The sequence below is a fragment of the Hymenobacter sp. UYP22 genome (assembly GCF_040547285.1).
Taxonomy (GTDB): Bacteria; Bacteroidota; Bacteroidia; order Cytophagales; family Hymenobacteraceae; genus Hymenobacter.
This window is the reverse complement of the sequence record NZ_JBEPPK010000004.1, coordinates 210,331-231,703: the sequence shown is the minus strand read 5'-3', so window position 1 is coordinate 231,703 and position 21,373 is coordinate 210,331. Positions and strand designations below refer to the sequence as shown.

Genomic DNA, 21,373 nt, shown 5'->3' with positions numbered 1-21,373 from the left:
CATGCAGGGCGCAGCAAAGTAGCCCGCTTGTTGATGTGTAGCAGTATTCAAACCTTAGCATGCGGGATGGTTCGCTGCACGCTGCATGAAAACCTATTTTCCAAACTGTTTCATTGTTAGTGAGAATCCGATAAAAAGTATCCTGTGCTTTTATGTAACGCCCCAGCAGTGCTAGTTGAGCACTGTTGGGGCGTTTGTCTTCTGGGCACACCACGTAGAAGAAATGTAACGGAAGTGCCGCAAAACCGAAAGCTGCCGTATAGCCTCCGGATGTAAACCCCGAAGACGATGGCAAAGAAAACCGTAGCGGAAATACTGGTAGATACTTTGGTGGCGGCCGGCGTGCGGCGCGTGTACGGCGTGGTGGGCGACTCACTCAATGGCCTCACCGACGAAATCCGGAAGCGGGAGGGCATAGAGTGGGTGCACGTGCGCAACGAGGAGGCCGGCGCGTTTGCCGCCGGCGCGGAGGCCCACCTCACCGGTTCCCTGGCCGTGTGCGCCGGTAGCTGCGGCCCTGGCAATACCCACCTCATCAACGGCCTGTATGACTGCCACCGCAGCCGGGTGCCCGTGCTGGCCATTGCGGCCCAGATTCCGAGCGTGGAAATTGGCACCGGCTACTTCCAGGAAACCCACCCCGAAACTACCTTTAAGGAGTGTAGCGCCTACTGCGAGTTGCTGGGTAACCCCGGCCAAGCTGTACGCATGGTGGAGTCGGCGGTGCAAACGGCGCTTACGCAGCGCGGCGTAGCGGTACTGGTGATTCCCGGCGACATCAACTACGAGGAAACTGAAGCGCCCGAGCCCCGCCTGCCGGTGCTACGCAGCCGGGCCAAGCTGATGCCGGCCATCGAAGATTTGCGGGCCGCCGCCGACCTGCTCAACACTGCTAGCAAGGTAACCATTATGGCCGGGGCTGGCTGCGCCGAGGCTCACGCCGAGCTGCTGCAAGCGGCCGAGGCTCTCGGGGCTCCCGTGGTGCACGCCCTGCGCGGCAAGGAGCACGTGGAGGGCAACAACCCTTACGATGTGGGCCTGAGCGGCTTGCTGGGTTTTACCTCTGGCTACCAAGCCCTGATGGATGCTGACGCCTTGCTGATGCTCGGTACCGACTTTCCCTACACCCAGTTTCTGCCCCAGGAAACCCGCACGGTGCAGGTAGATTTGCGCGGGGAGCACATTGGCCGCCGCACGCGGGTGGAGGTAGGGTTGGTGGGCGACGTGGCGGCCACCTTGCAGGCCTTGCTGCCCCTTCTCAACCACAAGCAGGACCGCCGCCACCTCGCAACGTCTCTGGAGCACTACCGGGAAGCCCGCCACAGCCTGGATGAGCTGGCTACGGGTGAGGCCGGGGATACCAGCATGCACCCGCAGTACGTGGCCCGGCTCCTGAACGAGCAAGCCGCCGAAGACGCCATTTTCACCTGCGACGTAGGTACGCCCACCATTTGGGCCGCCCGCTACCTGCGCATGAATGGGCAGCGCCGGCTCATTGGCTCCTTCAACCACGGCAGCATGGCCAACGCCATGCCCCAGGCCCTAGGGGCGCAACTGGCCTGCCCCGGCCGCCAAGTAATTGCCCTGGCCGGCGACGGGGGCTTTGCCATGCTGCTCGGAGAACTACTGACGCTGAAGCAGCTGAAAACGCCCACTAAAATCGTCATCTTCAACAACGCCAGTCTATCATTTGTGGAGCTGGAAATGAAGGCAGCCGGCATTCTGGAGTACGGCACCGAGTTGGAAAACCCTAACTTTGCCGCCCTGGCCGAAGCAGCCGGGGTGCGGGGTATCCGCGTATCGGACCCGGCGGATCTGCCCGGGGCCGTTGCCGCCATGCTGGCTCATCCTGGTCCGGTAGTGCTGGATGCCGTAGTGAAGCGCACGGAGCTGTCGATGCCGCCCACCATTCAGGCCAGTCAGGTGAAGGGTTTCAGCCTGTACGCGCTGAAAGCCATTATGAGTGGGCGGGGCGACGAAGTGCTGGAGCTGGCCAAAACCAACCTGCTGCGGTAGAGGGCTGGTAGAAAAACTGTCATCCTGAGCGCAATGAAGGACCTTATCACGCCTGGGCAAACCGTTGCAACGTGATAAGGTTCTTCATTGCGCTCAGGATAACCGGTATCGGCCGCTAAAAATCCTGCTGCACGAACAAAACGGCCTTTACTGGCTGTTGTTTGCTGATACGCCCGTGGGTTGAAACGCGCGGGTTGTGTTTATTTGCTACTTCTGCCTTGCGCGGCCTCGGCCGCCCCTCCGCGCTTCCATGACCAACAAAGAAATTAAAGCTCTTATCTCCCTGCTCGACGACCCGGAAGTTGCCCCGCAGATTCAGGAGAAAATCCAGACGCTGGGCGAAACCATTATTCCGTTTCTGGAGGAAAGCTGGGAAGAAACCCTGGACCCGCAGCAGCAGCAGCGCCTCGAAGACCTGATCCACCATTTGCAGTTTGAGGGCCTGCAGCAGCGTCTGCGCGTGTGGCGCGACTCGGGCGGGGAAAACCTGTTGGAAGGCATGTGGCTGCTCAACAGCTACCAGTACCCGGATGCCGATTTCCAGGTGCTGAACCGGGCCATTGAGCAGCTGCGCTTTGAGGTCTGGACGCTGCTGCAGCCCGAAATGCACCCCGCCGACCAGGTGCAGACGCTCAACCACGTGCTGTTTCGCACCCATAAGTTTGCCGCCAACACCCAGAACTTCCACTCCCCGGCCAACTCCATGCTGCACCGGGTGCTGGAAACCCGCCGGGGCAACCCGCTGACCCTCTGCGTGATTTACCTGCTAGTGGCCCAGCGCCTCAAGCTGCCAGTATTCGGGGTGAATTTGCCCAACCTGTTTGTACTGACTTACCGCGTGGAGCCGCCGCTGGAGCCGTTTTATATCAACTGCTACAACCGGGGCCTGGTACTGTCGCGCACGGATATTGAGCACTACATTGCCCAGCTCAACCTCACGCCCAACGACATGTTCTTCGAGCCTTGCTCGCACCTGGACATCGTGCGCCGGGCCCTGCGTAACCTGCAACTCAGTTTCGAGAAGCTGCAGGAACCCGCCAAAGCCGCCGAAGTTGGCCAGCTACTCGCCATCCTCACGGTGGAAATGGTAGCCGACAACACCGACGCGGCCCCGGATGAGGAGTAGGGAGTAGCACAAAAAGCCATCATCCTGAGCTTGGAAAGAACCTCATAGCGTTGAAACGATAAGCGTAACAACGTAGTGAGGTCTTTCCCAGGCTCAGGATGACGGCTTTTTGTGCGTAATAGTCTGCCTCTGCTTGCTAGAACTTCTTGATGAGGCAGCCGGCGGCGCGCTTGTCGGCCAGGGTAGCGGTGCGGCCGGCCAGCAGGCCGTCGAGCACCTGCTCCAGGTATTTTTCTTTCACGTAGGCCTCCACTTGCGGGTTATCATCAATGGCACCTTTGTAGCGTACGGCAAACCCGTCGCCGGCGGGCTGCAGCACCACCGCCTCGGGTGTTTTGCTGGCACCCAGCAGGATGCTTACTTTCTGGCCTTCATCGGTGAGCAGGGGCAGTTCGGCTCCCATGGTTTTTACTTTCAGCTTCTCGGCCTCGCCCATTTCAGCGCTGGCTTCCAGGTTGATGGGCGTATTCACAAACAGGAACTGCACGCCTTTGGCGCTGTACTCAGTGCTGAGCGCCGCCAGCCGGTTTTGGTAGAGCTTGGAGAAAGCGCAGGCCGGATTTACGAACACTACTACAATGGCCTTGCTGCCGGCGTAGCTCTTGAGCGCAACTTCGGCGTTGGCACCGTTCCGGAGGTTGAAATCCGCCACGGAGCGGCTGCCCTGGGCGCGGGCCACGCTCACGGCTACCGTGCAGAACAGTAGGGCAGCGGCAGTAACAAGGGAAATTCGGCGGAAAGACATGGCAGAGGCGAAGTGGTAAGGTTGTGAAGGGTGAAGTTGTGAATTGGTGAGTCGTAAGCGCAGAAAAAACATCAAACTCACCATTTCACTGACTCACCATTTCACCAATGGTGTACGTTAAGATATAGCCCGGGCTGGGCTGTGAGTAGTGAATCTGGTGTTGGCTGCGGGAGTTTTCGAGCAGCAGGTGTCCCGTCAAAACACCTGCCTCCCGCAGCTCAAACGGGCTGAGCAGCAACTGCTCTTTAAACACCAGGCCCCGGCGGCTGTGCAGCTTGTACAACGTCTCCTTGGCACTCCAATACAGACAGTACTTCACCGCATCGTCGCCGGCATTGGCCAGCTCGGATTCCGCTAGAACCCGGTGAGCCAACTTTTTAGCTTTGGGCCGGATCATTTCAATATCTATGCCAACTGCCTCCTGCGTGGAAAGCACCGCTGCCACCCACTCGCCGGAGTGCGATAGGGAAACGCCGCAAGCGGGCAGTTCCGGAAAGTAGGGCCGGCCATTTTCGTCGTTGTGCAGAGCGGCGGACGCGTCGCTGAGCTCCCGCAGCAGCTGGTGGGCCAGCACCCGGCCCGCCAGCCACTGCCGGGCCCGCAGCTCGTCGCGGCCCTGCGGAAAGCGGGCCAGGTAATGCGCCTGCGCCGGCAGTAGTGGCCACAACTCCTCGGCCGGCTCAGTTAGGTGCCAGAGGCCCAGCACGGCCGTTTGCGAGATGGGGGAGAGGGAGTGCAGGGGCACGTGGGGACGTTGTGAAATGGTGGAGGTGTGAATGGGAAAGGTACGAGGGAAAACAGAGGCCGGATGCTTCAGTAGCGGGCATAGTAGCCGTTGGGCGGTATCTTCGCCCTTTCACAACTTCACCCTTCACGATTTCACCCTTGTCTTCCCGTCCCCAGGTTCAGAAACTCGCCGCCCTTACCGGCCACCGCGACTGTGTGTATGCCCTCACCGGCCACGCGGGCCAGGATACGGTGTACTCCTCGGGGGCCGATGGGCTGGTGGTGGCCTGGCGCGCCGACGCACCCGAGCAGGATGGTGACTTGCTGGCGCGGGTGGAAAACTCGGTGTACGCTCTGCTGCACCTGCCGGGGCGCAACCTGCTGGTGCTGGGCCACAACTTTCAGGGAGTTCAGGTGATTGATTTGGCCACCAAGGTGCTGGTGTACGCCACAGCCCTGCCGCCCGTAGCCATTTTCGACGTGGCCTACTCCGAGCCACGGCAGCGCCTGTACGTGGCCCTGGCCGATGGTACCTTGGCCGTGCTGCGCGCCACCGACTTCACGCTGGAAACGCTGCTGCGCCTCTCCGATAAAAGCCTGCGCTGCCTGGCCCTGCACGAGCAGCGCGGGGAGCTGGCGGTGGGCGGCTCCGACCACTTAGTGCGGGTGCTGGATGCGGACTCTTTGCAGGTGCAGCGCGTTATTGAGGGCGCCACCAACTCAGTATTCACCTGCGCCTACTCTCCCAATGGGCAGTATTTGCTCACGGCCGGCCGAGACGCTCACCTGCGCATTTGGGACGTAGCCGCTGGGTACCGGGAGCACCGCAGCATTGTGGCCCATATGTTCACCATCAACCACCTGGCCTTCTCGCCCGATGCCCGCCTGCTGGCCACCTGCAGCATGGACAAAAGCATCAAGCTCTGGGACACCGAAACCTGGCAGCTGCTGCGCGTGGTGGATCGGGCCAGGCACGCCGGCCACGGCACCTCTGTAAACAAGGTAATTTGGCCGGGCAGCGGGAAACGGCTAGTTTCGTGTAGCGACGACCGTAGCCTGGCCGTGTGGGAAGTGGTCGGGGGTGAGCAACAAGAAGTGAGCGGGTAGCAGGCAAAGCGGTAAAGCCACGGCTTGCGCTTGCCTCCCCGTTTCATCGGCCTGATTGTACCTCCAACGCCGCCCAGGTTTCTGTAAAATTTCGCTTCTGCCTCCTAACTTCTGTCTTCTAGCTTCTCATGAAAATCACCGCCCTCGATATCCGGCAGAAAACCTTTGAAAAAGCTTTCCGGGGCTTGGATAAGGACGAAGTACAGGCGTTTCTGCAAACCCTTTCTCAGCAGTGGGAGCGAATGGGCGACGAAAACCGGGAGCTGCGCCTTAAGCTGGAGCACGCCACCCAGGAGGTGAGCAAGATGCGGGAGGTGGAAACCAGCCTGTACCGCACCCTCAAAACGGCCGAAGACACGGGTAACAGCATCACGGAGCAGGCCCAGCGCGACGCCCAGCTGCGCATCCGGGAAGCTCAGCTCCAGGCCGAGCAGCTCCTGAACGATGCCCGTCAGAAGGCCCGCGCCGTGGTGGATGACGCCTACCAGCAAGCTGAGCGCACCGTAGCCGAAATGCAGAAGGAAGTAAGCGGAATGGGGCAGGAGTGTCAGCGGCTCGAAAACCTGCTGGATGGCCTCACCCGCGACCTGCACAACCTGGCCTCCGAGGCGCTGGATAAAGTGGAGAAAACCCGCAACCGGCCGAAAGCCGCTACCTCGGCCATCCTTTCGCGGGCCGCCAGCGTAAAAGTGAATCGTCCGCACACCGCCGACGACTCACCCAAACCAGACGCCGCCATGTACGTTTCCACTTCTTCTACTGCTTCCGTGGCCGCCGTAGCCGGCGGAGCCGCTTTCCACGCTGGCTCGGCCGCCGATACGGAGCGCCGCCCTATTGGCTACAACCCCAAGCCCGGCCAGCAGCCCGACCCCGGCCAGCAGCCGGAACCCAATCAGCCCGAGCGGCCTGAGCCCGAAATTGAGCGCCCCGGCTCCCCGATTCCCGGTGCCCCCAACCCCGACGTGCAGCCCGGCCAGCCCGATATCCGGCCCAGCGGCCCCGACCGCCCGGAGATTCCGCAGCCGGTGCCGCCCACGCACCCCGGCCAGTCGGACCAGCCCAGCATGCAGGGCGCGGCCCTTGGCGAGAAGTCGTTTTTCGACGAGCTATAAGTCAGTCGTAGTACGTTTGAATTGCGCAAAGCCTACCTTTCGGGGTGGGCTTTGCTGCTTTCTGCCCTCGTCGGGGAATTGTACCGGACAGAGCTTACCGGGGCCAGTTGAGTTATAGTCCGGTATTCGTTTCACTTGCTTAGCTTATTCTATGGACCAGGTTGCGCTTGAAGGCATGGAGTTTTTCGCCTTCCACGGGTACTATGAGGAAGAGCAGAAAATCGGGAATAAGTACAGCGTTGACTTGTACATCGACACCGATTTACAGCAGGCCGGCACTTCTGATGAGTTGGAGAATACGGTAAACTACGTGGTGCTGTACCAACTGGTGGCTGAGGAAATGCACATACCGGCCCGCCTCTTGGAGCACGTGGGGCAACGCATTATCAGCAGGGTGCAGGCGGCATTTCCGCACATCAGCGGAGTGAAAGTGAGCGTATCGAAGTATAACCCGCCTTTTGGGGGTATCTGCTTCCGCTCCCGCGTAACCCTGGAGCGGAAAAGCTGACTTTGGCTGCCCGGGCCCGGTAAGAGCCACCTCCCTGCCGCTACTGACAACCAAGCACCCATAGCTGCGAAAGTAAAGTGGGAAGCTAGCTTCAGAACTGTATTTCAGGTAGTTGAAATATTATACGAAAAAAATCGTAGATTAAACTTGTATCTACGATATGCTTCGTATATGTTTGATGTACGAACTGATTCGTAGCTGTGTCGTTGGCTGCTCCTGCGCGTAGGGGGCAACTGGTAGGCAACGGTTGGCGGCGGTTCGGTAGTCATTTCCAGTACCTCTTAGTTTGTCTCCATGAGTAAATCCCCCATCCCTAAGCCGACTGAATCGGAGCTGGAAATTTTGCAGGTACTCTGGCAGCACGGCCCCAGCACCGTCCGCTTCGTGAACGACGAGCTGAACAACCGCCGTGAGGTGGGCTACACCACTTCCCTGAAGCTGCTGCAACTGATGCTGGATAAGGGCCTGGTGTTGCGCGACGACGACAGCAAAACCCACGTGTACCGGGCCGCCGTGCGGGAGGAAGAAACTCAGGGCCTGCTGCTCGACCGGTTCGTGGATTCCACCTTCGGAGGGTCGGCCATGAAGCTGGTGATGCAGGCGCTGGGCAACCGCCGCACCTCCCGGGAAGAGTTGGCCCAGATTCGGCGCCTGCTCAACGACATTGAAATTCAGAACGACACCACTCCACCTTCAACCAACGACGCGCAATGAACTGGCTGGAAACCTTACTACCCGCTGCGCTGGTACGCGCCTTAGGCTGGACGTTAGTACACTCTCTCTGGCAAGGAGCCGTAGTAGCGTTGGCCCTGGCCGGCTTGCTACTGCTGCTGCGCCGGCATCAGGCTGAAATCCGCTACCGTACGGCGGCGGTGGCCCTGCTGGTATTACTTGCGCTGGCTACCATCACGTTTGCCAGATACTACACGGCAACGCCGGAACCTTCCCCGGTGGCTGGGTTTGTAGTAGGAGATGAAGCCGCCGTACGCGCCGATGGGGTAATGCCGCTGGCCACTGCCGGTAGCGCACCCGCCACACGCTCAACCGCCCCGGCCGTTGCCCCAGCCGCGCCTACGGGCCTGCAGGCGTGGCTTACATACTTTGATAATAACCTGCCGGTATTGGTAGCTGCCTGGCTGTTGGGGTTGCTGGCCATGACGCTCCGCTTGCTGGGTGGCTTGGCGTACGTGCAGCGCCTGCGCCGCTACCGGGTGCAGCCCCTGGCTCAGGAGTGGCAGCAGCGCCTGACCGCCCTGGCCGATAAAGCCGGCCTAAAGCAACCGGTGCAGTTGCTGGAGTCGGCGCTGGTGCGGGTGCCGGTGGTAGTTGGCCACGTAAGCCCCGTTATTCTGCTGCCGCTGGGTACGGTTACGGGCCTGAGCACGGCGTATCTGGAGGCCATTCTGGCCCATGAGCTGGCCCACGTGCAGCGCCGCGACTACCTCATGAACCTAGTGCAGTCGGTGGCCGAAACGCTGTTTTTTTACCATCCGGCCGTGTGGTTCATCAATGCCTGCCTGCGCACGGAGCGCGAAAACTGCTGCGACGACGCCGCCACGGCCCTGGTGGGCGGCAACCCTCTGACAGTAGCCCGGGCCCTGGCCGCCCTGGCCGAGCTGACGGCCGCGCCCGAACCCACCGAAACCCGCTTGGCCATGTCGGCCCTGGGGCCCGATGGCTCAGTGTTGGGCCGCATCCGGCGGCTGGTGCAGGGCCGCACGGCGCCCACTTTCACGGAGGGCTTTATGGCCGCTTGCATCGTGCTGGGTGGTTTGGTGCTGCTGACTTCGGCCGTGGCCATTGCTGATCCGCACCCGGCCAGTGGCCTCAACACTGACAGCGCGCTGCAACAGCTGCCCTTCCTGCTGGACGAGCCTGACACCACGCGCAAAAGTGCTGCCACCGACAAAATGCTGGCTGGCCTGGCCCCGGAAGCGTTGCCTACTGCGGCCCCCATAGCGGGCGAAGATGACCTGGCCGCGCTGAACGCGCCCGCAGCAGCTCCTCTTGCTTCGGCTGCCGCCTCGGTTTCTCCATTGGCTACCCTGGCACCAAGCCCGGACGATGACGGGGACGACGACGGCAAAAAGCGCAAGCGTAGCCGGCAGCAGGTAGTAGTGGTGCCGGGTCCTGGCCGCAACCGCCCCGGCACTGTTGTAATCGAAAAGGACAAGAAGGGCCGAATTACCAATCTGCTGGTAGATGGGCAGCGAGTAGAAACGGCTTCGGTCGGTAAATCGAAAGGCAAGAAAACAGCCAGCCAGGTAGAAGTTATTCAGCTGCCAGGTAGCCGCAATGGATGGGCCAATGGGCAGAACTTCAATTTCAACTTCGACGACAATTTCCGCCGGAGCTTCCGCTTTCAAGGCCCGGGCCTGAGTACGGCAGAGGTGAACCGCATTAAAGTTGATGCTCAGCGGGTGGCCGCCGACGCCCGCCGCCAGTTTGGCAACAACCCGCAGTGGAGCCGCAACCTGGAGCAGAATACCGAAGTATGGGTTGATCAAGCCCTGAAAGCCCGCGCCCAGGGACTGAAAATCCGGTTGCAAGCCCTGCAGGGTGCCGAGAAATCTTTGCGCGCTACCCTGGAAGACCAGGACCTGAACGAGCAGCAGCGGGAACAGCTCCAGGAGCAGCTGGAAAACCTCCGGGAGCAGCAGCAGGATGCCCGCGACGACTTCCGGGAAGAGGCCCGCGACCTGGCCGAAGATGCCGAAGGGCGCACCCGCAACGGCGGCAACGAGGGCGAAGCCGCCCGCCGTCGGGCCGAAGCCGAAATGCGCCGCCACGAAAGTGAGATGCGTCGCCTGGAAGCTGAAATGCGCCGGCACGAAGCCGAAATGCGCCGCAATGAGGCCGAGATGCGCCGCCATGAGTCGGATGACCGTCGGCGGGAAGCCCGGGACTCGGAGGAGGCGCTGTTGCGGGAGCTGCGCAAGGATGGCCTGATCAAGAGCGCCAACAACGTGCAGGTGAATCTGTCGGCCACTTCATTCACCGTAAACGGCAAAAAGCAGCCGGCGGCCGTGCGCGACAAGTACCTGAAACTGGTAGAAAAGCAAACCGGCCGCAAGCTCACCAAGGGCTCGTTTAACCTGAACCGCCAGACCTCCAGCAGCACGGCTACTTTCCGGGGGCCGGAAGTGCCGCCGGCTCCTCCGGCTCCGCCCGCGCCCCCGGTGGCTGGCGTACCGGCCCCGCCCCGCGCTCCGCGTCCGCCGCGTGCTCCCCAGTTCAACTCCGACAACATTCGGGCGGAACTGCGCAAGGACGGTATCATCGGAGCCAACGAAAAGAGCTTTCAGTTTCAGCTAAACGATGCCGGCCTGATGGTAAACGGCAAAAGGCAGTCGGCTGAGCTAACCGAGAAATACCGCAAGCTGGTGGATGCCCCCGATGCCAATGGCCGCAGCACCCACCACAATATTCAGATTTCGATAAGTGAGTAAGGAGTGATAATGCCAGTATCGGCCGCCGCTGCAACGGCGGCCGATTTTTTTATCGGAAAGATGCCCCTGCCTAGGCAACGGTTCGGGTAGGAGTGGCATCTATTGCAACATTCCGCCCCAGCGGGCCAAAAAGCCACCTTCTGTACCAACGTGCCAGCCAACTATTCTGGCGGGCAGTTGGGCCCCACCACCTCCCTATTTTCTGATTCGCTTGTTGTACTTTTCCTCTCGTCGTTGCGTCGTGAAGCGTTGTCGTGTGCTTTTACTGCTGGTGGCCCTGTGGGCTGCCACTGGGTCGGCGCAAGCTCAGTCGGCCCCCGAAACTGCCGCCACGGCGGCTCAGCCGGCTCCCAAGCGCCAGTTGCAGGCTCTGCGCATTACCGAGGCCATGAAGCTGGATGGCGCCCTGGATGAGGCCGTTTGGCAACAGGCCCCTCTGGCCACCGACTTTATCCAGAACCGCCCCAGCCCCGGCCTCCGCGAAAAGCACAAAACCGAGGTGCGCGTGCTCTACGATGATGCCAACCTGTACATTGGCGCCGTGATGCACGACGTGTCCCAGGACTCCATCATGCGGGAGCTTTCGGCCCGCGACGACATGGGCAACACCGACTTTTTCGGGGTTTTCCTGGATACCTACCACGATAAAATCAACGGCTACGGCTTTTTCGTGACTACTGGGGGCGTGCAGGCCGATGCCCGCTACTCCCCGGCCGGGGGCGAGGATTTCAACTGGAATGCCGTGTGGGACTCGCGCACCAGCCTGCGCGGCACCGATTGGGTGTGCGAAATGCGCATTCCGTACTCGGCCATCCGCTTCAGCAAAACGGCCCAGCAGCTCTGGGGCGTAAACTTCATGCGTCAGCGTAAGCGCGACAACCAGGGCTTTTTCTGGAATGAGGTGAAGCCGGCCGTGGATGGGTTTGTAAACCAATGGGGCGAGCTGCAAGGGCTTAAGGATATTCAGCCCCCGCTGCGCCTCTCACTCACGCCCTACGTATCGGCCTACGCCAACCACTACCCCTACGATGTGCAGGGCACGCGCAACACCAGCACCAGCTTTAATGGCGGGGCCGACGTGAAGTGGGGCATTAATGAGAGCTTCACCCTGGACGCCACCCTGGTACCCGATTTCGGGCAGGTGCAGAGCGACAACCAGGTACTCAACCTTTCGCCCTTCGAGGTGCAGTTTCAGGAAAACCGGCAGTTTTTCACCGAGGGCACCGAGCTGTTCAACAAGGGCAATCTGTTTTACTCCCGCCGGGTGGGAGCCACGCCCATCGGCTTCGGTGACGTGAACGGGCAGCTGCGGGCCGGCGAAACGGGCCCCGATGGCCAGCGCCGGCCGGGCGAGGCTGTGGTGAGCAACCCCGGCGTGACGCGCCTGCTCAACGCCACCAAAGTATCGGGCCGTACCAAAAACGGGTTGGGCGTAGGCGTATTCAACGCCCTCAGCAACGACGTGTACGCCGTGGTGCGCGACTCGGTGGACGGGCGGGAGCGGGACGTGCTGACGCAGCCGTTCAGCAACTACAGCATCATGGTGCTGGATCAGAGCCTGAAAAATAACAGCTACGTGTCGCTCATCAATACCAACGTCACGCGCTGGGGCCGCACCTACGATGCCAACGTGACGGGCGGCCTGTTCCGCTTCGCCGATAAGAAGAACGCCTACGCCATTGATGGCCGCGTGGTGTACTCGCGCCGCCGCGGCAACGTGTTCGGCTCGGAGGAGCGCATTGACGACCAGAACGGCTACAAGTACCAGGTAGGCCTGAGCAAAATCAGCGGCAACTTCACCTGGCAGCTGGGGCAGGGCATTGAGTCGGATACCTACAACCCCAACGATTTGGGCATTCTGTTCGGCAACAACAATATTTCGCAGTACGCCAACATCAGCTACAACAAATACCAGCCCTTCTGGAAGGTTAACAACTTCTACTCCTGGGCCAGCCTGAACCACTCCTTGCTCTACAAGCCCACCCGCTACCAGAATGCCAATATTGCGGCCGGCTTCAACACCACCTTCACCAAGAGCTTTCTGACCACGGGCCTGAACCTGGACGCCAACCCCGTCACGCACGACTACTACGAGCCCCGCCAGTACCCGCTGGGCGACTACTACGTGCGGGTGCCGGTGAATGCCAACGTGGGCGGCTTCGTCTCCACGGACTACCGCAAAAAACTGGCCTGGGATGCCAATGCTGGCGTGCGGTGGTATGCTCAGGACGACCGGTTTCCGCGGCCCCGTCGCATGGGCTACGGCCTGGGCCTCTCACCCCGCTACCGCGTGAGCAACCAGCTCAACTTCCGCTACAGCTTTGATTGGAACCTGCGCCAGAACCAGGTGGGCTACGTGAACGGCGGCCTGGATGGCAGCCTGCCCGACGACGCCCGCTTCCGCGACGACCACCCCGGCGACGTGCTGCTGGGCGTGCGCCGCGTGCTCACGGTGACCAACACACTGTCGGGGGGCTACACGTTTAACAACCGCATGTCCTTGACGGTGCGGGCGCGCCACTACACCAGCACCGTGAACTACAGCGAGTTTGCGCGCCTGGGCAAAAACGGCCAGGAGCAGCCCGTAGCCTACCGCCGCAACCGCGACAATACCTTCAACGCCTTCAACGTGGATGCGGTATACGCCTGGTGGTTTGCGCCCGGCTCCCAGGTGAGCATCGTCTGGAAAAACGCCAGCTCCTCCTTCCTGGAAGCCAACGAAGCCACCCCGCTCTACTTCGACAACCTGAGCAACACCATCAACACGCCCCACAACAACAACCTGAGCATCAAAATCCTGTACTACCTGGATTACCTGATGCTGAAGCGCCGGGCCAAGGCGTAACCAAACTTAACCGGCACTGGCTTGAGCCGGCTGCCCTCAGCCGACAAGTAAGCCCCCGGCCGTAGCGCCGGGGGCTTACTTGTCTGTAGAGCTAGCAGTGGCAGGCAGGGCCGCAGAACTTGGGCCGCCGTTACAGTCCAGCTATTTCGCCTAGCCATCGGTAATTACGGCGTATCTGTCGATTAGAATTGGCAGCGGGGAAGTTGAGCGGCAAATTCAGCTAGGAATTCAGCCAATCATTTAACCCGTACTGCCTTATGGAACGCAAGAACTTTTTGAAGAGCCTGTTTGTGGGCGCTGTTTCGGCCCCGGCGGTGCTGGCGGCCTGCAGCAAAGCCGACTCGGATGCCGCCGCGCCCAGCACCGGTGGTACCACCTCGGGCGGGGGCTCCTCATCGGGGAGTTGCGCCGTAGCTCCCACCGAAACCGAAGGGCCTTTCCCCACCAAAGTGCCCTCGTCGTACGTGCGCTCCGACATTACGGACGGCCGCGCGGGCTACGCCCTGACGGCCACCATCACTATTACCAACAGCAACAACAGCTGCGCCGCCCTGGCTGGGGCCTTAGTGGACATCTGGCACTGCGACGCCGAGGGCAACTATTCCGAGTACGGCGGTACGGGTATGCAGAGCACCAACTACCAGGCCGTGCACTTCCTGCGGGGCCGCCAAACCACCGATGCCAGCGGGCAGGTAAAGTTTACTTCCATTTTTCCCGGCTGGTACTCGGGCCGCGCCACCCACATTCACGTGCACGTATATTCAGCCACCGGCACCTCGCTCAAAGTCACCCAAATTGCCTTTCCCGAGGGTATGGGCACAGCTGTTGCGGCCGTAAACGGGTACAAGAAAGGGTTGAGCGGCTATACCAGCAATGCCCAGGACAACGTGTTCAGCGACGGGGTAACCCAGGAGTTGGCCACCGTAACGGGTAGCACGTCGGCGGGCTTCCAGCTGAATATTATGTTTGCGGTGCCGGCTTAAGCGCCTGCGCAAGTGCCCTATATACACAGAAACCGCGCGGGGGTGAGCAGCTTCGGCGCGGTTTTCTTATTGCCTCGAAATCCTGAGTATGGCTGAGCGTATTATCACCCTGTGCTACCGCAAAATTATAGATACCACCTCCCAACGCCCCTGGGACAAGCTGGTGTTTGAGGATACCTATGCCGAGCTTCGTCTGCAGGCCCAGGTGTACAACCCCCAGGGTCGCTACCGCACTTACGCCGAGCTGCTGCACCACGCGCCGGGAGCCAGCCAGCTGCCGTTTCTGGTAAGTGCCGTGGCCCGGGGCTACCTGCCCCAGCTGGGCGGGCTGATACCCGACGTGGTAAATAACCTGGGCCGCCATTTCCTGGGGTTTAGCCGGTTTCAGTTTGAAATTATCAACTCCGACTTTCAGGATAAAAGCCGCCATCAGGTAGCCATCAACTTCTTTTCCGACCCACTCACCTGGCACGACACCATCAACAGCCTGCTGCTGGTATCGGAGGCGGCGGCCCTACCCGAAAATGGGGAGCTGCTGACGCACCTGGTGGCGCTGCAGCCTTACCTAAGCGTATATTCCATCCAAACGGCCCTTGCCTCATGAGTCAACTCTCGCCCGGCCGCATCTTCCTGGCCGACCAGCACGGGACGCTGGCTACTCCGCAGTCGAGCCGAACCAGCGTGTTTTCCTTTGGCCCCTACCAGGATGCGCAGCGCCAGCCCCTTGGGCGGCTGCTGGCCTGCAATGAGGAAACCCTGCACGGCGGCCAGCACCTGACGCTGCCCGCCGCCCAGGCGGCCTATTGCGTGGTGCTGCCCTTAACCGGCGAGGTCAACTGCGCGGCTGATGGCAAACCAGCGCTGGTGCAGGTGGAGCAGGTGTGGGTAGCCACCCTGCCGGAGGGGGAGGTGCTGAGGTTGCGCAACCCCTACGCGGCGGAGGCAGTGCGCTTTCTGCACCTGTGGGTAGCCGCTGAGCCCCTGGCACAGCCAACGCCGGCCACCATCAGCAGCTACACCTTTGCTCAACTGGAAAATGGACTGGCCGAACTCCTTCGCCCGGCCGGCCCCTGGCCATTCGGCCTGAGTCTGGGCCGGTTTGTGGGCCGGCAAGAAGAGGTATACCGCTCCGGCAGTGAGCAGGCTCTGTTTTTTGCCTACGTGCTGGCCGGTGCTTTTGAGGTGGAAGGCCGGCTGCTGCACGCCCAAGATGGGCTGGCGCTGTGGCAAGTAAGGGAAGCCGAGCTGGAAGCCCTGAGCAACAACGCGCTGGTGCTAATACTAGAAGTTCCGCAGTAGCACTAGGCCGTTGCCTGGTTTGGCATTGAAAGGTTGCGGATAGCTTACCCCGCTGAAACCAGACGCAACACCACGGCTTCGCACTACAACCCCAACAGCTCCTCTGCCGCCCCGAAGGCCGATTTGCTACCGCCCATTACCTGTCGGCGCAGCTCCGGGAGGTGGGCGGCTACCTCGGGGCGGGCGTAAAAGCGGGTTTCCAAGGTTTCCCGAATGGTTTCGTGGAGCCAGTGCAGGTTTTGCTCCTGGCGGCGCTGCTGGAAGTAGCCGTTGCCGTGGGCGTGCTGCACGTACTGCTCCACTACCTGCCACACCTCGGGCACGCCCGCCCCCGTGAGGGCCGAGGAGGTGGTAACCACCGGGCTCCACTGGGAGGCCGCCAGCGGGAATAGGTGCAAAGCGTTCTGGTACTCGGCCCGGGCCCGGCGGGCGGCCTGCTCGTTGCCGCCGTCAGCCTTGGTGATGGTCACGGCGTCGGCCATTTCCATAATGCCCTTCTTGATGCCCTGCAGCTCGTCGCCGGCCCCGGCCAGCATCAGCAGCAGGAAGAAATCCACCATGCCATGCACGGCGGTTTCGCTCTGGCCCACGCCCACGGTTTCCACAAAAATCACGTCGTGGCCGGCCGCCTCGCACAAGGCCAGTGCCTCGCGGGTGCTGCGCGTAACGCCCCCCAGGCTGCGCCCGGCCGGGCTGGGCCGGATGAAGGCCTGCGGATGCGCGGCTAGCTCGTTCATGCGGGTTTTGTCGCCGAGGATGCTGCCCCCGCTGCGCTGGCTGCTGGGGTCCACGGCCAGTACCGCCAGGCGCTTGCCCTGCTCGCGCACCAAGTGCAGCCCCAGGGCCTCAATAAACGTGCTTTTGCCCACGCCCGGCACGCCCGTAATACCCACCCGCACTGAGCGGCCGGTGTGCGGCAGTACGGCATCGAGCACTTGCCGGGCCAACTCCTGGTCGGAGGGCAGGGTGCTTTCGACCAGCGTAATGGCGCGGCTGAGCATGACGCGGCTGCCGGCCAGCACGCCGTCACTATATTCAGCAGGGGAAAAGCGTTTGGGCACGAAGCGTTGATAAATGAGGGGCCAGCCCGTAGCTTGCACCGGACACCGGGAAATGGGTATTTTCAGCAGCCGGTAGCCACCAGACTGCCACTTACCGCCGCAAGCTACACCTTACGCTACTTCTTGCCATGATGATTTCCCGATTTGTGGCCGCACTGGCGGCTGGGGTGCTGGGCGCCGCCGCCCCCGCGCTGGCTCAGAATGAGCTTAGCAACTTTACCGCCACCGGCCGGGGCGGCGTGGCCACCACCTTTGCCTCCGACTACCAAGCCATTGGCATCAACCCCGCCAACCTGGGCCGGGTGGGCGGGGCCACGGTGGCGTTTACCATTGGGGAGGTGGGGGCCGGAGCCGCGTCCCAGTCGCTCACGCGCCAGCAGCTGCGCCGCTTTATCACCAACCCCAACGAGCAGCTCACGGCCGCCGAAAAGCAGACGCTGGCCACGGCCTTCAACTCCGATAATGCCCTCAACTTCAATGCCGATGCGACCACCCTAGCGCTGGCCGTGCAGCTGCCCGTAATTGGGGGCGTGGCCATCAGCAACCGGGTGCGCACGGCCGGGCACGTGGGGCTCAATAAAAACGCGGCGGATATCCTATTTCTGGGCCGGGATGCCCCTATTTACACCACCACTGCCGCTGGCAATGTGCCTTTGGTAACGGAAGCGTTGGCCGGCACCGAAATGCAGTTTTCGGTGCTGAATGAGTTCAACCTGGCCTGGGGCACGCGCCTGCTCGATTTGCCGCTGTTTCAGCTGTCGGCGGGGGCGGGGTACCGCTACGTGCAGGGCGTGGGTATTGTGGATGTGCGCGTGCAGCCCGGCAATTTGCAGGCCTACACCTCCATGTCGCCGGTATTTGATATCGACTACGGTACCGTGGCCAGCAACCCCAGCTTCAACCTGCGCACTGGCAACGGGCTGAGCCCCGTGGGCAAGGGCCACGGCTTTGATGTGGGCGTGGCCGCCGAGGTGGGCAAGGCGTTGCGGCTGGGCCTGGCCGTTACCGATATCGGCCACATGACCTGGAACGGCAACCTGCTCACGGCCAACGACCAGAAACTGAAGCGGCTTAAATCCAATGGGGTGGAGAGCTACAACTTCGTTAAGGAAGCCGCCGAAATCTTTGCCTCCGGCTCCGATAGTCTGTTTCAGTACCAGCCCAGCCAGGACCGCCGCGCCGACTTGCCCACCAAGCTGCGGGCCGGGGCCGGGGTACGCCTCAGTGAGTATTTCGAGGTGGGCCTGGATGTAACCATGCCCCTGAATCAGGTGGCTGGCAACTTGCCCTCCACCTTTGTGGGCGCCGGCATCGACTACAAACCGGCCAAATGGCTGCGCCTGAGCAGCGGCCTGACGGGCGGGGCCGGCTACGGCTTCAGCGTGCCGCTGGGCGTTACGCTCGTCACCAGCTTCTACGAGGCCGGCCTCAGCACCCGCGACGTGGCCGGCCTGCTCACCTCCGAAAACCCCTACCTATCAGTGGCTGGCGGTTTTCTGCGGTTTAAGCTGGGCGGCAAGTCGCAGTAGATGTAGTGGTGAAGTGGTGAGCTGTCATTGCAAGTCGGGGGCCAAGCAGCCCTTCCTTGCCGCAGTGTGCAACGCCGACCTATGAAAAAGCCCCTGACGCCAGCACGGACGTCAGGGGCTTTTGGTTTCTTCTCGGGCTTGGTACAGCGGTAACCTGTCACAACTTCACCATTTCACAACTTTATCTATTTCCCCGGCTCGGTGATGAAGATGGGCAGGCCCAGCTTGCTGCGGCGGCCCCCAAGTTTCAGGCCGTCATCCACGTACTTAGCGGCCTCGGAGTTGGGGTTCTGGATGATGCCCAGAAACTGGTTGTCCTCGCGGGCCACGTAGATGTTACCGTCGGGGGCGCGCTGCAAAGAGCCTACTTTGCGGTTCGAGGATTTACCGATGACGGTGGCCTTGCCGGTCTTCAAATCGAACTGGTATACCTGGGCCTGGCCGCCGCCTTCCCCGTTACTGGAGCCGTAGAGCTTGGAGCCGTCGGGGGAAAACTCCACGCCGTAGGCTTCGGGGTAGGGGGCAAAGGCTTTCACGTTCTTCACCAGGCCAGTGGTGCGGTCGAAATCAAACACCTCGTACTTGTTGGCCTCCCGCCACAGAGCCACGGCCAGCTTGCGGCCATCGGGCGAGAATTTCATGGCCCCGATGGCGTTGCGGCCGGGGCCGGCGTGCATGCTGCCCACGTTGCTCATAATGGGCTTGCTCTGCACCCCGTCGGCCGTTACCAGGAAGCTCACGAAGGCGTTGGAATTCCAGCGGTGCGCCACAATCCAGACGTCGCGGCCGTTCTGGTGGCGCACGGCGGCCAGCTTTTCGGCCACGGGCGAAATGAGCAGGGCGTTCAGGCGGGGCACGTCGCCGAGGCCATTTTCCCGGGTCATATCCACCACGGAGTAGCGCAGGCCGTTGGGGCCACCCTGGGCGCCCACGGTAAATACATAAAACACGTTGCCACTGCCGGGGTCGGGCACAATGAGGGCACTCTGGGTGCTGGAGTTGGAACCCATCAGCTTGCGGCCGTTGGGCATTACCTGGTGCTGACGGTTGAACACAAACTCGCCATTGGTGTAGAACAGCAGCTGGCCCTGCTGATTGGTGGCCACGGCCGAACCCTCGTAAGTGGTCATTTTGCTGGTGAGCAGGGGAGTAGGTGCACCTCCGCCCTCGGGAAATTGCAGGCCGGCCTGCTGTCCAAACAGCCAAATGGATTGCTCCCGCTGGGCCAGGGCGGCCCCCGGCAGCAGCAGGGCCAGTAATAGCGGCAAAAAGGAAAGTCGTTTCATATCAGGTCAGATGATTCGGTGCCAGTCAGGATGCAATTTCGTGCCAGATTTTTGGAAGAAGGCAAGAAGATTGATTGCCGGCCTGCTGCCCGTTAGAGCTTCTATATTTCCCACTCCCCGGCCAGCAGGCGCGGAATGAGCGGGCGAATAATGTTGTAGCTGGCTCCCCAGAGCGGGTGCCCGCCCGCCAGCCGGTAGAACGGGATGCGGCGCGGGCCCGGCCAGCCGGGCAGCTCCCAGATTTCCTCGGTGTGGTTAGTAGCATCGGCCAGAAAACGGAGCGGAATTTCCAGCACTTCATCTACCTCGCTGGTTTGCCACTGCCACGCCGCCGGCCGCCGGATGCGGCCCAGAAACGGGCTGATGCGGAAGCCGGTAAGCACCGGCACGGTGGGCAGGGCCGCCAGAATGGCAACGTTGGTGGGCGGCAGATACACTTCCTCAAACGCTTCCCGCAGGGCGGTAGCCCGTAAATCGGCGTCTTGGGGTTCGGGCTTGCCCCCCGGAAATGCCAACTGGCCGCCGTGCACCCCGAAGGCCGCCCGGCGTACCATCACCACCTGCAGCTCACCGGCCTCGTCGCGGAAAACAGGTACAAGAACGGCGGAGTCACGGAGGGTTTTGGGAAACAGGAAATCAGGCATAACGCAACAGCGCCGACGCGGGCTATTCCGCGTCGGCGCTGGCAAGTTACGGCTTCGGCCGACTCGGGGTTGAGCCGGCAGCTGCCGCCCGTTTTAGTACAGGTAGCTTAGGGCGGTCCGGTCGTTGGCATTGAAGGGGCGGCTCTGGCCCGAGCCAATGCAGGCCAGCATCCAGGAGCTGGGGTCGGCGCTGGAGGGTGTGCCCGGAATCAGAACGGCGCCCACTGTGCTGGCACCTTCATTGGCCGTTGAGCCCCCGCAGCTGTAACTCCGGTCCATGTAGTCGGTGTGGCGGAAGCCAATGCAGTGGCCAATCTCGTGGGCCAGAATGGTAGCCAAGTAGGCAGTAACCGGGGTGTTGCCAATGGCCCGCGAATTCACTTTCACCTCGTTGAACGGTGCCCCCGCGCTGGTAGGGAAGCCCGCCGAAGCCAGGTAGCTGCCGTTGCCCCGCACAATGCTAATGGCCGCCCCCGATGATACGCGCTGGAAAGTGAGCTGCAGGCCCTGGGCATTATAGCGGGCAATGGCCTCATCGAGGCCGGCTACGTAAGCAGCGGGTAGCTGGCTGGAAATACTGATGGTAACCACCCGAGGCAGGCCGGTAACCAAGTTGGTAGTGCGGTACTGCTCATCCTGGCCCACGCGCAGCAGCTGCACCGGGTTGTGGGTACTCAAATCAGCCGGCGACAGGGCAATATCTCCCTCCACAATGTAGCTGCCGTCCTCGTCGCGCGAAACATTGGCAGTACTAAAGCCTAACTGCCGGATTTGCGTCAGCGCCTCAGCGCTAATGTCCTCCTGTTTGTTCACTACGGCTTCTTTTTCGGAGCAGCCACTCAGTACAGGCAACGCTGCAATGCCTGTCATCAGTAGAAATGAGGTGAGCTTCATAGGTATGTGGTTGTGGTGAATGGATGCTGATAATGTAGGTATA

18 protein-coding genes are annotated in these 21,373 nt (G+C 61.6%); 12 read left to right on the top strand and 6 right to left on the bottom strand.

From position 1 onward, the window contains the following. Positions 1 to 288: 288 nt before the first annotated feature. Complete coding sequence (poxB, locus tag ABIB60_RS09530; protein ID WP_354579447.1) at positions 289 to 2,016, top strand: ubiquinone-dependent pyruvate dehydrogenase; 1,728 nt, start codon at positions 289 to 291, stop codon at positions 2,014 to 2,016. A gap of 250 nt (positions 2,017 to 2,266) precedes the next feature. After that, on the top strand, positions 2,267 to 3,142 hold the full coding sequence (locus ABIB60_RS09525) for a transglutaminase-like domain-containing protein (protein ID WP_354579446.1): 876 nt from the start codon (positions 2,267 to 2,269) through the stop codon (positions 3,140 to 3,142). Positions 3,143 to 3,278: 136 nt separating this feature from the next. On the opposite strand, the gene ABIB60_RS09520 is transcribed toward ABIB60_RS09525, so the two are convergent. Next, the gene (locus ABIB60_RS09520; protein ID WP_354579444.1) at positions 3,279 to 3,887 is read right to left on the bottom strand and encodes a redoxin domain-containing protein; all 609 of its coding nucleotides are present in this window, start codon (positions 3,885 to 3,887) and stop codon (positions 3,279 to 3,281) included. Between the two features lie 85 nt (positions 3,888 to 3,972). After that, positions 3,973 to 4,632, bottom strand: a complete 660-nt coding sequence (locus ABIB60_RS09515) for a 4'-phosphopantetheinyl transferase superfamily protein (protein WP_354579443.1) — start codon at positions 4,630 to 4,632, stop codon at positions 3,973 to 3,975. A gap of 140 nt (positions 4,633 to 4,772) precedes the next feature. Here ABIB60_RS09515 and ABIB60_RS09510 point away from each other — a divergent pair, with 140 nt between their 5' ends. The 9 genes from ABIB60_RS09510 (at position 4,773) to ABIB60_RS09470 (ending at position 15,916) form a co-directional block, all read left to right on the top strand. Beyond that, positions 4,773 to 5,720: a WD40 repeat domain-containing protein gene (locus ABIB60_RS09510; RefSeq protein ID WP_354579442.1), complete on the top strand. Its 948-nt coding sequence runs from the start codon at positions 4,773 to 4,775 to the stop codon at positions 5,718 to 5,720. Positions 5,721 to 5,848: 128 nt separating this feature from the next. After that, positions 5,849 to 6,832, top strand: coding sequence for a DivIVA domain-containing protein (locus ABIB60_RS09505; protein WP_354579440.1), 984 nt, complete (start codon positions 5,849 to 5,851; stop codon positions 6,830 to 6,832). 151 nt (positions 6,833 to 6,983) lie between these two features. Further along, on the top strand, positions 6,984 to 7,340 hold the full coding sequence (folB, locus tag ABIB60_RS09500) for a dihydroneopterin aldolase (RefSeq protein WP_354579438.1): 357 nt from the start codon (positions 6,984 to 6,986) through the stop codon (positions 7,338 to 7,340). A 294-nt stretch (positions 7,341 to 7,634) separates the two neighbouring features. Then, positions 7,635 to 8,054, top strand: a complete 420-nt coding sequence (locus ABIB60_RS09495; protein WP_315998494.1) for a BlaI/MecI/CopY family transcriptional regulator — start codon at positions 7,635 to 7,637, stop codon at positions 8,052 to 8,054. Continuing rightward, positions 8,051 to 10,789, top strand: a complete 2,739-nt coding sequence (locus ABIB60_RS09490) for a M56 family metallopeptidase (protein WP_354579436.1) — start codon at positions 8,051 to 8,053, stop codon at positions 10,787 to 10,789. Before ABIB60_RS09495 ends, ABIB60_RS09490 begins: the two co-directional genes overlap by 4 nt. Positions 10,790 to 11,030: 241 nt before the next feature. Further along, positions 11,031 to 13,634 (top strand): DUF5916 domain-containing protein, encoded by a 2,604-nt coding sequence (locus ABIB60_RS09485; RefSeq protein ID WP_354579434.1) that lies wholly within the window; start codon positions 11,031 to 11,033, stop codon positions 13,632 to 13,634. 257 nt (positions 13,635 to 13,891) lie between these two features. Beyond that, the gene (locus tag ABIB60_RS09480; protein ID WP_354579432.1) at positions 13,892 to 14,617 is read left to right on the top strand and encodes a dioxygenase family protein; all 726 of its coding nucleotides are present in this window, start codon (positions 13,892 to 13,894) and stop codon (positions 14,615 to 14,617) included. 88 nt (positions 14,618 to 14,705) lie between these two features. Beyond that, positions 14,706 to 15,221 (top strand): hypothetical protein, encoded by a 516-nt coding sequence (locus ABIB60_RS09475; RefSeq protein ID WP_354579431.1) that lies wholly within the window; start codon positions 14,706 to 14,708, stop codon positions 15,219 to 15,221. Beyond that, positions 15,218 to 15,916 (top strand): pirin family protein, encoded by a 699-nt coding sequence (locus ABIB60_RS09470; protein WP_354579429.1) that lies wholly within the window; start codon positions 15,218 to 15,220, stop codon positions 15,914 to 15,916. Before ABIB60_RS09475 ends, ABIB60_RS09470 begins: the two co-directional genes overlap by 4 nt. A gap of 83 nt (positions 15,917 to 15,999) precedes the next feature. Here ABIB60_RS09470 and meaB read toward each other — a convergent pair whose 3' ends face one another. After that, positions 16,000 to 16,977, bottom strand: a complete 978-nt coding sequence (meaB, locus tag ABIB60_RS09465) for a methylmalonyl Co-A mutase-associated GTPase MeaB (protein WP_354579427.1) — start codon at positions 16,975 to 16,977, stop codon at positions 16,000 to 16,002. Positions 16,978 to 17,105: 128 nt separating this feature from the next. On the opposite strand from meaB, the gene ABIB60_RS09460 reads away from it, so the two are divergent. Next, entirely contained in the window at positions 17,106 to 18,506 is a 1,401-nt protein-coding gene (locus ABIB60_RS09460) for a DUF5723 family protein (protein ID WP_354579425.1), read from the top strand. A gap of 185 nt (positions 18,507 to 18,691) precedes the next feature. Here ABIB60_RS09460 and ABIB60_RS09455 read toward each other — a convergent pair whose 3' ends face one another. The 3 genes from ABIB60_RS09455 to ABIB60_RS09445 form a co-directional block, all read right to left on the bottom strand. Then, positions 18,692 to 19,792, bottom strand: a complete 1,101-nt coding sequence (locus ABIB60_RS09455) for a YncE family protein (protein ID WP_354579423.1) — start codon at positions 19,790 to 19,792, stop codon at positions 18,692 to 18,694. 101 nt (positions 19,793 to 19,893) lie between these two features. Continuing rightward, complete coding sequence (locus ABIB60_RS09450; RefSeq protein ID WP_354579421.1) at positions 19,894 to 20,436, bottom strand: NUDIX hydrolase; 543 nt, start codon at positions 20,434 to 20,436, stop codon at positions 19,894 to 19,896. Positions 20,437 to 20,529: 93 nt separating this feature from the next. Continuing rightward, positions 20,530 to 21,330, bottom strand: a complete 801-nt coding sequence (locus ABIB60_RS09445) for a M57 family metalloprotease (protein ID WP_354579420.1) — start codon at positions 21,328 to 21,330, stop codon at positions 20,530 to 20,532. Positions 21,331 to 21,373: the final 43 nt, after the last annotated feature.